Origin of the sequence: Pseudomonas sp. SWRI22, from assembly GCF_014268395.2 — a bacterium.
Lineage (GTDB): Bacteria > Pseudomonadota > Gammaproteobacteria > Pseudomonadales > Pseudomonadaceae > Aquipseudomonas > Aquipseudomonas paracarnis.
In genome coordinates this window covers 502,331-515,911 of record NZ_JABWQK020000002.1, presented here as the reverse complement: position 1 = coordinate 515,911, position 13,581 = coordinate 502,331, and the positions used below count along the sequence as shown (strand labels likewise).

At 58.9% G+C, this 13,581-nt stretch carries 12 protein-coding genes; 4 read left to right on the top strand and 8 right to left on the bottom strand.

Translation table 11 applies throughout. The features are described from left to right. Positions 1-106: 106 nt before the first annotated feature. From sigX to ppsA, 7 genes are all read right to left on the bottom strand, one after another. Positions 107-697, bottom strand: a complete 591-nt coding sequence (sigX, locus tag HU730_RS19735; RefSeq protein ID WP_003193286.1) for an RNA polymerase sigma factor SigX — start codon at positions 695-697, stop codon at positions 107-109. A gap of 87 nt (positions 698-784) precedes the next feature. Beyond that, positions 785-1,609, bottom strand: coding sequence for a mechanosensitive ion channel domain-containing protein (locus HU730_RS19730; protein WP_003193288.1), 825 nt, complete (start codon positions 1,607-1,609; stop codon positions 785-787). 2 nt (positions 1,610-1,611) lie between these two features. Next, the gene (locus tag HU730_RS19725; protein WP_014719486.1) at positions 1,612-1,857 is read right to left on the bottom strand and encodes a hypothetical protein; all 246 of its coding nucleotides are present in this window, start codon (positions 1,855-1,857) and stop codon (positions 1,612-1,614) included. Positions 1,858-1,943: 86 nt separating this feature from the next. After that, positions 1,944-2,939 carry a zinc transporter ZntB gene (locus tag HU730_RS19720; protein WP_014719487.1) on the bottom strand — a complete coding sequence of 332 codons (996 nt, stop codon included), beginning with the start codon at positions 2,937-2,939 and terminating at the stop codon, positions 1,944-1,946. A 25-nt stretch (positions 2,940-2,964) separates the two neighbouring features. After that, positions 2,965-3,456: a ribonuclease E activity regulator RraA gene (gene rraA, locus HU730_RS19715; protein ID WP_014719488.1), complete on the bottom strand. Its 492-nt coding sequence runs from the start codon at positions 3,454-3,456 to the stop codon at positions 2,965-2,967. Between the two features lie 229 nt (positions 3,457-3,685). Further along, a complete protein-coding gene (locus HU730_RS19710; protein WP_186526542.1) occupies positions 3,686-4,675 on the bottom strand; it encodes an alpha/beta fold hydrolase in 990 nt (329 codons plus the stop codon). 106 nt (positions 4,676-4,781) lie between these two features. Beyond that, positions 4,782-7,157, bottom strand: a complete 2,376-nt coding sequence (gene ppsA, locus HU730_RS19705; RefSeq protein ID WP_003193296.1) for a phosphoenolpyruvate synthase — start codon at positions 7,155-7,157, stop codon at positions 4,782-4,784. A 178-nt stretch (positions 7,158-7,335) separates the two neighbouring features. Between ppsA and HU730_RS19700 the strand changes: the two genes are divergently transcribed. Beyond that, positions 7,336-8,154: a pyruvate, water dikinase regulatory protein gene (locus tag HU730_RS19700; protein WP_003193298.1), complete on the top strand. Its 819-nt coding sequence runs from the start codon at positions 7,336-7,338 to the stop codon at positions 8,152-8,154. Between the two features lie 123 nt (positions 8,155-8,277). Here the strand turns inward: HU730_RS19700 and HU730_RS19695 are convergent, their stop codons facing one another. Further along, on the bottom strand, positions 8,278-9,702 hold the full coding sequence (locus tag HU730_RS19695; RefSeq protein WP_034128356.1) for a PLP-dependent aminotransferase family protein: 1,425 nt from the start codon (positions 9,700-9,702) through the stop codon (positions 8,278-8,280). A 109-nt stretch (positions 9,703-9,811) separates the two neighbouring features. Here HU730_RS19695 and HU730_RS19690 point away from each other — a divergent pair, with 109 nt between their 5' ends. From HU730_RS19690 to HU730_RS19680, 3 genes are read left to right on the top strand one after another with little or no spacing between them, the layout of a single operon-like run. Next, positions 9,812-10,756: an EamA family transporter gene (locus HU730_RS19690; protein ID WP_019820549.1), complete on the top strand. Its 945-nt coding sequence runs from the start codon at positions 9,812-9,814 to the stop codon at positions 10,754-10,756. Positions 10,757-10,779: 23 nt separating this feature from the next. Next, a complete protein-coding gene (gene moeB, locus HU730_RS19685) occupies positions 10,780-12,642 on the top strand; it encodes a molybdopterin-synthase adenylyltransferase MoeB (RefSeq protein ID WP_186526543.1) in 1,863 nt (620 codons plus the stop codon). Positions 12,643-12,658: 16 nt separating this feature from the next. Beyond that, positions 12,659-13,573 (top strand): cysteine synthase family protein, encoded by a 915-nt coding sequence (locus HU730_RS19680; RefSeq protein WP_127881138.1) that lies wholly within the window; start codon positions 12,659-12,661, stop codon positions 13,571-13,573. Positions 13,574-13,581: the final 8 nt, after the last annotated feature.

Sequence of the window (13,581 nt, the reverse complement as noted above, 5' to 3'; positions counted from 1 at the left end):
CGTTAAATCCCCATCTGGTGATTGTAAAGCAGTCCCACAAACCGGGGGACAACTCGGCGACAAGTCTAACAGAACTTGCCTACACGTAAGAGATATTTGCTACGCACTAAGTTTCAGTCTCGCCCGCAAATTTCTCACGTAATTTATCAAGAGCACGCTTGTACCGCATTTTTGTAGCACTCAAACCCATATGCATGATGTCAGCGATTTCCTGAAATTCCAGCTCTGCGACAAATCGAAGCACCAGAATTTCGCGGTCAATCGGGTTCACATGCACCAACCAGCGATCAAGTCCGCCCTTTTCCTCGGGTGCCGGCGCCTTCTCTTCAGACGCCTCCTCAAGGGGGTCCAGACTCAAAGCGTCCATCAAGCGACGCTTTCGCCGTTCCTTCCGATACTGCGTGATGCACTCGTTGTACGTGATGCTGTACAGCCAGGTCTTGAACTTCGATTTGCCCTCGAAGTTCTTCAGGCCGTATAGCACCTTGAGCATCACTTCCTGACAGACATCATCCGCGTCTCTATCGTTCCCCAAATACCTTGAACAAACGTTGAACAGAGTGCGTTGATACCTGCGCATCAATTCTTCGTACGCGCGTGTTACGTGAAACAGCTCCGTGTGCGAGCGCGCGACCAACTCCTCATCAGAGAGCTCACGGGGGTCATAGCGCGTGGACAGCGTTTGGGCTTTATTCAAAACAAGTCGTGCCGACAGTCAGGTCAATGTCCGCTGCAACCCGGTCACCCGGGTTTGCGGCGGCGTACATTAGCAGGATTTGCCGGATTAGCGGCTACTGACCTGCTGCTCCAGGAGAATCCGGTTCGACAGCGACACCAGTTCCCCGTCATCGGTCAGCACGGTCGTCTTGACTGTGCCGATCTCCTCGATTTGCCCTTCGACCTCGCCCACACGCACCTGTTGCCCAACTTGATACAGCTCACGCACATAGATTCCCGCAAGAATCTGACCGGCAATTTCCCGGCTTCCCAACCCCATGGCCAGCGCAACTGCCAGACCAACGGTAATCAAAACAATCACAATAACGTGGTTGAGCAGGTCAGTCTTGACCTCCAACTGGCTGATCGCGACGGAAATACTGATGATGATCACCAGCCCCTGTGCGATTCGCCCCAGGCCTGCCGCGTAGTCCAACCCCACGCCTTCGGCGGCCCCGCGCACCAGCCCGTTGGCCAGTTGCGCGAGTAAAACCCCCACCAGCAGCACCAGCGCGCCGCCGAAAACTTTCGGCAAATACAGTGCCAGCATGTCGAGCGTAGCTGAAACTCGCTCAAGTCCAAGGGACTGCGCTGCAGAAACCAGAAAAATAAGTAGAACGAACCAATAGACGATCTTGCCGATCAGGGTCGAAATCGGTACTTGCAACCCCGCGCGGCCGAGCAATTTGGTCAGGCCAGTGCCGGCCATCAGGCGATCGAGCCCCAGTTTGGCGAGCAATTTAGACAGCAGGGTATCAAGCAACTTGGCTACGACAAAACCCAGCAATACCAGGACCAGGGCACCAAACAGGTTGGGAATGAAATTCGCCACCTTGGTCCACAATGCGGTCATCGCGGTGACCAGGCTCTGGGTCCAGAGATCAAGTTCCATATTCAATCAGCCTTATCAGCAGTGCTAGCAAGAGGTTTACGACGGGAAACCGGTGATACATGGGCCGAACCATTGTTCAGGGCCATCATCAACGCTGGCAACCAACGCCCGAGCAGACCGAACAGGTCACCCGCCCCTACCTGACGGTTGGCGGTTTTCAGTACGCGGCCCAGGCAGGCATCGTCATCACGGTTGGATGGCGAAGCATTGAGCATGTCACGCAAAGACTGTTCGAACGGATCGTGCATAGAGACCTCTCGCAAGTGATTTAAAAGACGAGGGTAAAATTCATCGGGTCACATCGGCCCTTTCTTACGTTCAGGTCATATTCAGGTCAAACCCAGCGCAATCGTCGAAACAGCCACCATTGCCCCAGTGCCACAGACACCATCAACAGGCACGCAATCATGAATCCATAAGGGCTGGCAGAGAACGGAATGCCGCCCACATTTATACCGAGCAAACCGGTAAGAAAACTCATCGGCAAGAAGATCCCGGTGATGATCCCGAAGCGGTACATGGTGCGGTTCATGCGCAGGCTCAAGCGCCGGTCTTCAGCCTCCAGCACAAGCCCCACGCGCTCTCTGGCCAATTCCAGCTCTTCCAGGTAACGGGTCAGGCTGTTGTGCAGTTCGTTCCAATAGTCCGCATCGTCGTCGCAGAACCACGCCAATTTGATTCGTGTCAGCTGGGCGAAAATATCCCGCTGGGGGGCCAGGAAGCGCTTGAGTCCGGCGGCTCTTCGACGGATTTGCAGAACGCTGCCGTGCTCCGGGGTATACCGTTCGTCGGCATCCAGTTTTTCTTCCTCGGAATCGACGATTTCAGACAAGCCAGCGACCAGATCCTGCACTTTGTTGGTCAGGTACTGAGCCATATAAAGGATGAGTTCAGACGCCGTCTTGGGGCCTTTGCCGTCTGCCAGTTGCACCAGCAACTCATCGGTAGCGCGCAAGGGGCGCAAACGCAGGGAAATCACTCGGTTGGCGGCGGCGAAGATGCGCACCGACACCATATCTTCCGGCTCCGCGCCTGGGTTGAGATTGATCCCGCGCAGAAACAACAGCAATTCGGCGTCCGGCAGCGGCAACAGGCGTGGACGGGTGTTTTCCTCCAGCAGCAAGTCACAGGCAAACTCGCTCAGGCCGCTGGATTTACGCAGCCAGGTCTGGGTTTGAGGATGGCTGCGATCCCAGTGCAGCCACAGGCTTTCCTGGGGCTGCAACTGCAAATCGTCGAGCTCAGTCCGGGCAATCGAACGCGCACCGCCTTTACCGTCCAGCACCAGGGCATGCACCAGCCCCCATTGCGCGTTTTCTTCTTCGAACATCCTCACCCCGATCGGTTGCGGCAGTTTATTCAGGCATTTTCAGCGGGCTGGGTGACACGATCACCCCGTTGTTATCGGCATAAATGTACTCACCGGGGCGGAACGTCACGCCTGCGAATGTCACCGGCACGTTCAGGTCGCCAAGGCCGCGCTTATCGGTTTTTTTCGGATGAGAGGCCAGGGCCTGCACACCCAGGTCGGTCTGGGCGATGACGTCTACGTCACGGATGCACCCGTAGATCACCAGCCCTTCCCAACCATTTTTCGCGGCTTTCTCGGCAATCATGTCACCCAGCAACGCGCAGCGCAGCGAACCACCACCGTCTACCACCAGCACTTTACCAGCGCCCGGCAGGTCAGCCTGCGCCTTGACCAGCGAGTTATCCTCGAAGCATTTGAGGGTGACTATCTCGCCACCAAAGGAGTCTCGGCCACCGAAGTTGCTGAACATCGGCTCCACTACCTGCACCAGCTCCGGGTAGGCGTCACACAGGTCGGGGGTCACGTAATGGTTCATCGAGAAACTCCTGTCATCAAAGAAGAGGTCGAACATCCACGGTGTACATCAAGAAAACGCCCCGCGACAGGCATTCTTTAAGCGCCTGCGGGTGGGCGGCGGCCATGATCAAACCACGATCAGCGCAACGCAATACACGTTACGCGACTGAATATGACCAGAAGCGCGTGGCGCGTCATATCTTAGCCGCAACCATTCAAGAGTGAAACGCCCTTGGTAGAGCGTTTCGTCAAACCGCTGCGGACACCTCGAGTTGCGTACCCAACAAGGGTGTCAGCGGGTCGTTCAACCAACGCTCGACCAAAGGCCACACTTGGGCCTGGGCCGCTTTGCTGACCAGCATCTGCACATGGCCGAAATCCTCGCTGAAACCTTGCTGACGTCCCAGGCACAGGTACTGGCGATGCTCGCTGCCCACTTGCTCGAAGAGCTTGCGGCAGGCCCAGTCCGGGTCTTGCCGGTCGCCCGCTGCGCTCACCGCCAACAGCGGCACATCGACCTGCGCCAAGCCTTTCCACCAATCATGCTCGGCATCGCCAAACCGGCCGAACAGGCCGTTCCAACGCATCGCTTCGATCATCACGCCAGCCGGTTCGTCCTCCGGCCCACGCTTGAAGCGTGGGCCGGACAGATGGGCAAGGCGCTTGAGAATAAAGCGACCACTCCACTCCACCGGTGGAATTTTCAACGGCCAGTGGGTGCGACTGACCTGGCAGCCGAACAACGCCACCGAGGCCACCCCTGATGCATCCAAGTGCCGCCCACCCAAGGCCGCAGCCAGGGTAGTGGCACCGAGGGAATGCCCGATCCAGTGCGGAATCTGCCCGCTTTGCTCACACACAAACGCCCCCACGGCCGGCAAATCGTAGCGCGCGTAATCGGCGACACGGTTTCTGGCGTAGTCGTGATTGCGTTTGGACAAACCATGGCCGCGCATTTCCGGGATCCACACATCAAATCCGCGACGCGCCAGGTAAGCCCCCAGGCCGATACCTTTGGGCGAATACCAGAAACGCCGATTGGAAAAACTGCCATGCAACAAAATAATCGGCGTGCCCCGGTTTTCCGGGACATCGGCCAGGCCCAAACGGGTAACCGCCAGCTCGACGGTGCCGTCCGGGCTGTTACCGGGTTTGAGCCGGTAGACGTCTTCACTCAGGTCGCCGCGACGTTCAGCACTGATCAGGGCGACAGGAAACAGATGGCTGCTGCTTTGCATAATGCTCTTGCACAAAAAAGGGCGGCGTCCGCAAGGATTCCCGCCCTGTACAGATAAGAATGCCGGTCACCCGCAACGAGTGACCGGCACTTTTGACCTTACGCCCTTAGGCGGACGCTTGGCCTTCAGCCAGGAAGAACCAGGTTTCCAGCACGGAATCGGGGTTCAGCGAGACGCTCTCGATCCCCTGCTCCATCAGCCATTTGGCCAGGTCAGGGTGGTCCGAAGGGCCTTGGCCGCAGATACCGATGTACTTGCCAGCCTTGTTACAAGCCTGGATGGCGTTGGCCAGCAGCTTCTTGACCGCTGGGTTACGCTCGTCGAACAGGTGGGCGATGATCCCCGAATCGCGGTCCAGGCCCAAGGTCAACTGGGTCAGGTCGTTGGAGCCGATGGAGAAACCGTCGAAGAACTCCAGGAACTCTTCAGCCAGGATGGCATTCGACGGCAATTCGCACATCATGATCACGCGCAGGCCGTTCTCGCCGCGGGTCAGACCGTTTTCTGCCAGCAGGTCCACGACCTGGCTCGCTTCGCCCAGGGTGCGCACGAACGGCACCATGATCTCGACGTTGGTCAGGCCCATCTCGTTGCGCACACGCTTGAGCGCACGGCATTCGAGCTCGAAGCAGTCACGGAAGGCTTCGCTGATGTAACGCGAGGCGCCGCGGAAACCCAGCATCGGGTTTTCTTCTTCCGGTTCGTAGAGCTTGCCGCCGATCAGGTTCGCGTATTCATTGGACTTGAAGTCCGACAGGCGCACGATGACCTTTTTCGGGTAGAACGCCGCAGCCAGGGTGCTGATGCCTTCGACCAGTTTCTCGACGTAGAAACCTACCGGGTCGTTGTAGCCAGCAATGCGCTTGTCGACGCTTTCCTTGATGTCCAGCGGCAGCCCGTCATAGTTCAGCAGTGCCTTGGGGTGCACGCCGATCATGCGGTTGATGATGAATTCCAGGCGGGCCAGGCCCACGCCGGCGTTCGGCAACTGCGCAAAATCAAAGGCGCGGTCCGGGTTGCCGACGTTCATCATGATCTTGAACGGCAGGTCGGGCATGGCGTCGATGGAGTTTTGCTTGATATCGAAGCCCAGCTCACCTTCGAAGATAAAGCCGGTATCGCCTTCGGCGCAGGAAACGGTCACGCCCTGGCCATCCTTGAGCAGTTGGGTGGCGTTGCCGCAACCCACGACTGCCGGAATCCCCAGCTCACGGGCAATGATCGCCGCGTGGCAGGTACGCCCGCCACGGTTGGTGACAATGGCACTGGCGCGCTTCATCACCGGTTCCCAATCCGGGTCGGTCATGTCGGAAACCAGTACGTCACCCGGCTGGACCTTGTCCATCTCGGACACGTCCTTGATGATCCGCACCTTGCCTGCGCCAATGCGTTGGCCAATGGCACGGCCTTCTACCAGCACGGTGCCGGTTTCTTTGAGCAGGTAGCGCTCCATGACGTTGGCCGAAGTGCGGCTCTTCACGGTTTCCGGGCGAGCCTGCACGATGTACAGCTTGCCGTCGTCACCGTCCTTGGCCCACTCGATGTCCATCGGGCACTTGTAGTGCTTTTCGATGATCATCGCCTGCTTGGCCAACTCGCTGACTTCAGCGTCGGTCAGGCAGAAACGTGCGCGCTCGGCCTTGTCGACTTCAACGGTTTTGACCGAGCGACCGGCCTTGGCCTCGTCGCCGTAGATCATCTTGATGGCCTTGCTGCCCAGGTTACGGCGCAGGATGGCCGGGCGGCCCGCTTCGAGGGTGCCCTTGTGTACGTAGAATTCGTCGGGGTTGACCGCGCCTTGTACGACGGTTTCGCCCAGGCCGTAGGCGCCGGTGATAAACACCACGTCACGGAAACCGGATTCGGTATCCAGGGTGAACATCACGCCGGCAGTGCCGGTTTCCGAACGCACCATGCGCTGCACGCCGGCAGACAGGGCCACCAGCTTGTGGTCGAAACCCTGGTGTACGCGGTAGGAAATCGCACGGTCGTTAAAGAGGGAGGCAAACACTTCCTTGGCCGCGCGGATCACGTTTTCGACGCCGCGAATGTTGAGGAAGGTTTCCTGCTGGCCGGCAAAGGAGGCGTCCGGCAAGTCTTCGGCGGTGGCCGAGGAACGCACGGCGACGGCCATGTCCGGGTTACCGGCCGACAGGGTAGCGAAGGCGGTGCGAATTTCTTCGTTGAGCTTCTCGGGGAACTCGGCTTCCATGATCCACTGGCGGATCTGGGCGCCGGTCTTGGCCAGGGCGTTGACGTCATCGACGTCCAGGGCGTCCAGCGCGGCGTGGATCTGGGCGTTGAGGCCGCTCAGCTCGAGGAAGTCGCGGTAAGCCTGGGCCGTGGTGGCGAAACCACCGGGCACCGAGACACCAGCGCCTGCAAGATTACTGATCATCTCGCCGAGGGATGCGTTCTTGCCCCCCACATGCTCTACATCATGGACGCCGAGCTTATCGAGGGAAACTACGTACTCTACCAAGGTGATCTCTCCACTTTCTGTGTTGGAAAAGCTCAGGACGCGGGTTGCTCAGTAGGAGCTAACGCCAGCGCTTGTGGCCTGGACCTGGAAAATAAGTGAGAATGCGGCCCACTGCGGGACGGCAAAATCGCGCCTATCATATCCAAGATTCGCCATCAGCTTAAGGCCCAGGGCTCAAATGAAACGATCTGCTTTCTTTATTTCCGACGGCACCGGCATCACAGCCGAAACATTGGGCCAGAGCCTGCTCGCGCAGTTCGAAAACATTACTTTCGCCAAATTCACCCGGCCTTATATAGACAGCGTGGATAAAGCGCGGGCCATGGTACAACAAATCAATCTGGCGGCTGAAAAAGACGGTTTTCGCCCGATCATTTTCGACACCATCGTCAATCAAGACATTCGTGAGATTCTCGCAACGTCGAATGGTTTCATGATCGACATTTTCTCTACCTTCCTGGCGCCGCTGGAACAGGAGTTGAGTGAACATTCGTCCTATTCCGTCGGAAAGTCCCATTCCATCGGGCATAACTCCAACTATATGGAGCGTATCGAGGCGGTGAACTTCGCCCTCGACAACGACGACGGTGCCCGCACCCACTACTACGACAAGGCCGACCTGATCCTGGTGGGCGTGTCGCGTTGCGGCAAGACCCCCACCTGCCTGTACATGGCCATGCAATTCGGTATTCGTGCGGCCAACTACCCGCTGACCGAAGACGACATGGAGCACCTGACCCTGCCCGCCGCCTTGCGCGCGCATTCACACAAGCTGTTCGGCCTGACCATCGACCCGGACCGGCTGACCGCCATCCGCAACGAACGCAAGCCCAACAGCCGCTACTCCAGCTATGCCCAGTGCGAATTTGAAGTGCGTGAAGTAGAAAATCTGTTTCGCCGGGAGAATATTGCGCACATCAATTCCACGCATTTTTCGGTGGAAGAGATTTCGGCGAAGATTCTAGTGGAGAAGGGTGTGGAGCGGCGCTTCAAGTGATCTGATCGTTCCCACGCTCTGTGTGGGAACGCCGCCTGGGACGCTCCGCGTCCCGCAATAGCGACGCGGAGCGTCGCAAGATGGATTCCCACGCAGAGCGTGGGAACGAGCAATAACGCGGTCTCACAGATGAAACCGCCCGCCCCCCTGCCCCAACGCCGTCGCCAGCGCATCAAACCCCTCGCGCAATAACTGATCATCACCCGACGTGTTGCAGATACTCGCCCGAATAAACTGCGGCACCGCCGTCTGCCCCACGGCAAACGCCTCGGCGGTGGCGATCAGGTAATTGTTCTGCTTGAGCTCCGCCTCGATTTCCGAGGCGCGCCAGGGCTCCGGTACTTCGATCCAGAAGTGCGGGCTATTGGGGTGGGTGCGATACGCCAGGCCGGTCAATAAATCTTCGACCAGCGTCTTGCGACGGCTGATCTCGTTGATCTGCTGACGCAACAAATATTCCGCCGTGCCGTTTTCAATCCACTGGGTCGCCAGTTCCAGGGTCACAGGTGTGGCCATCCAGCAGGTCGAACGTAGCGCCGCCGAGATGCGGCTGACCAGCGCCGGCGGCGCATGCACGTAGCCCACCCGCAAACCGGCCGATACCGCCTTGCTCAGGCTGCTGATCAAGATCGTACGCTCAGGCGCGAAATAGCTGAGGGGCGGCGGACGGTCCTCCACCAGCACACCGTGGGCTTCGTCCTCCAGAATCAGCAGGTTATGTTCGCGACACACCCTGGCCAAGGCTTCGCGGCGCGCCACCGACAACACAGCGGTGGTCGGATTCTGGATAGTCGGCGTGCAGTACAACGCCGAAATACGGTGATTGCGACAGACCTCATCCAGCGCCGTGGGCAGTACGCCTTCCTCATCCATCTCCAGGCCGATCAGCCGCACCCCCAGCATACGCGCAGCGGTAATCAGCCCGGGATAAGTCAACTGCTCGGTGACCACCGTATCGCCAGCACGCAGCAACGCCATCATGGCGCACAGCAAGCCGTGCTGGCCGCCGTTGACGCAGATGACCTGCTCGGGAATCGGATGAAACTCGCGCTGCACCAGCCATTGCGCACCCGCTTCACGGTAACGCGGCAGGCCGGCGTCCGGGGTGTAGGCGCTGATGTCCTGGAGGAACTTGGCGTTGGTCGACAGGGTTTGGAAGCTCTGGGCGAGAAACACCGTCTCTTGCCCGGGAATGTGCATGTTGCGGCTCATGTCGAAGTACTGGCGCGGCTCCTCGCTGAAATTACGAAAGCCCTCATCACGCTGGCGCTCCATCCCACGCTTACGTACGAAGGTGCCGTCACCTACCCGTGCAACCACCAGGCCCAGGCGTTCCAGTTCACCGTAAGCCCGGCTGATGGTGCCGATGGTCACGCCTAAATTGTCGGAAAGCACCCGATGGGGCGGCAGTTTTCGTCCCGGTTCAATCAAGCCTTCGAGGATGCCCCGTTCCATCACATCAGACAGGCGCTTGTACTTCACGCCCTGCCCGTTGGACAGGCCCTCACGCATAATTGACACCATGTCAATATTTGTTTTGACAGCCATCTTTCGCCCTAATAGTGTGCTTTTACGGGTTCAATCGCCGATAAACATAACTCATTACAAGTTCAATATAGAGTTCAATTTCGGCCCAGGGAAGCAATAAACGATGCCAATGTCCGCCGTTCTCGAAAACACTGCAAAAACAAAAACGCAAAAACAGTGGCTCGCCGGGCTGGTGACCAGCGTGATGTTCCTTATCGTGTGCCTGAGTTGGGGCACTACGTGGCTGGGCATCAAGATCGCCGTCGAGAGCGTGCCGCCGCTGACATCTGCCGGCCTGCGCTTTCTCATCGCGTTTCCGCTGTTCCTGTGTTTTGCCATGGTGCGCCGTGAGCCGATCCTGTTTCCCCGGGAAAGCCGCTGGTTCTTCGTATTCGTGACCCTGTCTTACTTCAGCGTTCCCTACTATTTGCTCAACTACGGCGAAATGCATGTGTCGTCGGGCCTCACCGCCCTGCTGTTCAGTTGCATGCCGGTATTCATCCTGATCTTCTCGGCGCTGTTCCTGCGCGAGCGCATCTATTTTTCCCAGGTGGTCGGCATCGGCATCGGTTTCGGCAGCCTTTACATGATCATCAAGAGCCAGGGCCTGCACCTGGACCACGCCGAGTTCTTCGGGGTACTGGCCATTCTGAGCGCCGCGATCATGCACGCCTTGTGCTATGTCATTACCAAGCAAAAAGGCAGCGCCATCAGCGTCATCACCTACAACACCCTGCCCATCGGCATTGCCGGGCTGATGCTGTTCCTGGCCGGCCTGTGGTTTGAAACACCGACGTTCGACGCCATTACCCTGCGCTCCTGGAGCGCGCTGTTCTACCTGGGGCTGGTGGCCTCGGTGGGCGGGTTCATTGTGTATTTCATGCTGCTCAAGCGCCTGAGCCCGATCATCCTGTCGTTCGTCTTCATCATCTTCCCGGTGTTCGCGGTCATCATCGGAGCCTGGTACGAAGGCGTGGAAATTTCCCGCGACCTGATGCTGTACTCGGCGATCCTGCTGGCCGGCTTTGCGATCACCAAATTGCCGATCGAAAAACTCATGGCCAAGAAAAAGTGACCCTCAACCAACGCGAGAGAAACATGGACGTCCTCCGCCCTACCGCCCTGGAACCGATCTACGCCCACGCCAGCCGCAGCTATCCCGAGGAGTGCTGTGGTTTCGTCTTCGCCGACGGCAGCGTGTACCTGGGCAGCAATATCCAGAATGAGCTGCACCGCAAGAACCCCGAGATGTACCCACGCAGCGCGGCCAATGGCTACACCTTTTCGGTGGCCGACACCTTGCTGATGAACAAGGCGTTTCGCAGTGACAACCCGGTGGTGGTGATCTACCACTCACACCCGGATGTCGGCGCCTATTTCAGTGACGAAGACCAGGATAAGGCACTGTTTCTGGGCGAGCCGATCTTCCCCGTCAGCTATTTGGTGGTGGATGTCCGCCAGGGCCAGGCCCTGGGCTCCAAGCTGTTTGCCTGGGATGGCAAGCATTTCTCCCTTCAACCTTTCAACGACCTGCACACGGAGTTGTCCATGAACGCTGTCTCTTTCCCCGACATTCTGGTTCGCGTGGCCAAGCTGCCGGAATCGACCCTTGAGGGCGCCGGATCGACATTGCGCGAAGTCATTGAAAATCTCTGCACCCATCACCCCCAATTGCGTCAGCACCTGTTCCATGAAAAGAACAACCAGCTCAAGGAACACTTCCTGTTTACCGCCGAGGAGGCGCTGATCGAAGCCGATGAAGCCCTGCCGCCGAAATCCCGGATCGAAGTGTTGCTCGCCACCTCAGGTGGCATGGACATCGATACCCTGAGCAACGAAGAAGTGCAGCGCTACGTGCGCCACATCACCCTGCCGGGCGTGGGCCGCGAAGGCCAATTGAACCTGAAGAAAGCCAAGGTGCTGGTCATCGGTACCGGCGGGCTGGGCTCGCCCATCAGCCTGTACCTGGCGGCGGCCGGCATCGGCACCCTGGGTCTGGTGGACTTTGATGTGGTGGAAAGCAGCAACCTGCAACGCCAGATTGTGCATGGCAACAGCACCCTGGGCATGCCCAAGGTCGAGTCCGCCAAGCAGCGCCTGCTGGACCTCAATCCGCATATCCAGATCAACGCGTACAACACCGCGCTCAACAGCGACAACGCCCTGGAACTGGTGGGCGCCTATGACCTGGTGATCGACGGAACCGACAATTTCGACACCCGCTACCTGGTCAACGACGCCTGTGTGCAGTTGGGCAAACCTTTGGTGTACGGCGCTATCTACCGTTTCGACGGGCAGATCAGCGTGCTCAACTATAAAGGTGGGCCGTGCTATCGCTGCCTGTTCCCCAAGGCCCCACCCGCAGAGTTGGCACCCAATTGCAGCGCGGGCGGTGTGATCGGCGTGTTGCCGGGCGTGGTCGGTATGATCCAGGCCACCGAGGCGATCAAATTGCTGATTGGTATTGGCGACCCCTTGTCCGGCCGCTTGATGCGCTTCGACGCGCTGGCGATGAAGTTCAGCGAAATCCGCTTCAAGCGCCGCGCTGATTGCCCCTGCTGCTCGGACCTGCGCCATAGCGAAACCGTCGCGCCGGCCACCTGCGCCGATGCCGTACCGAGCCTGCCCTCCCTGGCCGCGGAACGCTACATCAAGCCCCAGGTGCTCAAGCAAGTGCTCGAACACCCCAGCAGCGCCGATGTATTGCTCGACGTGCGGGACGCCAGCGAACTGGAAGTGTGCAAATTACCGGGCGTGGTGCATATCCCGTTGGCAGAGCTGGACGGGCAACTCGCCAGCCTGAGCCGCGACAACACCCACTACCTGATCTGCTACGCAGGCGCCCGTGCCGAGCAAGCCGCCAGCACCCTGTTGGCGGCTGGCTTTGCCAACACCAAAGTCCTCCAGGGTGGCATGAAACATTGGGTTCGCGACGTCGAACCTGACATGCCGTTGTACTGAAAGTGGGGACGTGCTGATGCTGCATAACTCCATTCTCGACGTCATCGGCCAAACGCCGATCGTGCGTCTGGCCCAGTTTTCCGAAGACCTCGGCATCGAGGTCTACGCCAAGCTGGAGTCCCTCAACCCCGGCGGCAGCCACAAGGCGCGCATCGCCCTGGGCATGATCCTGGATGCCGAGCGCCGCGGCGTGCTGATCCGTGATTCCGGGCAGACCATCATCGAACCCAGTGGCGGCAACACCGGCATTGGCCTGGTGATGGCCGGCAATGTGCTGGGTTACAAAGTAGTGCTGGTGATCCCTGACAACTACAGCCCGGAAAAACAGAAACTGCTGCGTCTGTATGGCGCCAGGGTAGTGCTGTCCGACAGTCGCCTGGGCAATAACTCCCACGGCGAAAAGTGCATGGAGCTGCAGTTGGAGAACCCCAACTATGTGATGCTCAACCAGCAACGCAATGGCGCCAACCCCCAAACCCACCGCGACACCACCGCCCCGGAAATCCTTCGCGCCTTCGGTGAACAGCGCGTGGACTACTTCGTCAGCGGCATTGGCACCGGTGGACACATCACCGGTATCGGCGAAACCCTCAAGGCCGCCTGGCCGGCGCTGCGGGTGATGGGTGTAGAACCGGAAGAGTGCGACCTGCTCAAAGACCAACACGCAGCGCACGGGATCCAGGGCCTGTCGATTGGCCTGATCCCCAGCATCCTCAACCTGGACGTGATCGACGGCATGCTCAAGGTGTCGCACGCCGATTGCCTGGACATGATCAAACGCATCATGCGCACCGATGCCATCAGCCTCGGGCTGTCTTCGGCCGCCAACATGGTTGCCATCGCCCAACTCGCCCCCGAACTGCCGCCTGAAACGGTGGTGTTGACCATGGTCTACGACAATGCCGACAGCTACCTGCCCAGTTTCGAATAACGGGGCTT

Coding starts and splice junctions, on each gene's coding strand:
- HU730_RS19680 (WP_127881138.1), top strand. CDS start 12,659: ATGCTGCATAACTCCATTCTCGACGTCATCGGCCAAACGCCGATCGTG.
- HU730_RS19695 (WP_034128356.1), bottom strand. CDS start 9,702: ATGGCTGTCAAAACAAATATTGACATGGTGTCAATTATGCGTGAGGGC.
- HU730_RS19725 (WP_014719486.1), bottom strand. CDS start 1,857: ATGCACGATCCGTTCGAACAGTCTTTGCGTGACATGCTCAATGCTTCG.
- rraA (WP_014719488.1), bottom strand. CDS start 3,456: ATGAACCATTACGTGACCCCCGACCTGTGTGACGCCTACCCGGAGCTG.
- HU730_RS19690 (WP_019820549.1), top strand. CDS start 9,812: ATGTCCGCCGTTCTCGAAAACACTGCAAAAACAAAAACGCAAAAACAG.
- HU730_RS19700 (WP_003193298.1), top strand. CDS start 7,336: ATGAAACGATCTGCTTTCTTTATTTCCGACGGCACCGGCATCACAGCC.
- HU730_RS19710 (WP_186526542.1), bottom strand. CDS start 4,675: ATGCAAAGCAGCAGCCATCTGTTTCCTGTCGCCCTGATCAGTGCTGAA.
- moeB (WP_186526543.1), top strand. CDS start 10,780: ATGGACGTCCTCCGCCCTACCGCCCTGGAACCGATCTACGCCCACGCC.
- HU730_RS19730 (WP_003193288.1), bottom strand. CDS start 1,609: ATGGAACTTGATCTCTGGACCCAGAGCCTGGTCACCGCGATGACCGCA.
- HU730_RS19720 (WP_014719487.1), bottom strand. CDS start 2,939: ATGTTCGAAGAAGAAAACGCGCAATGGGGGCTGGTGCATGCCCTGGTG.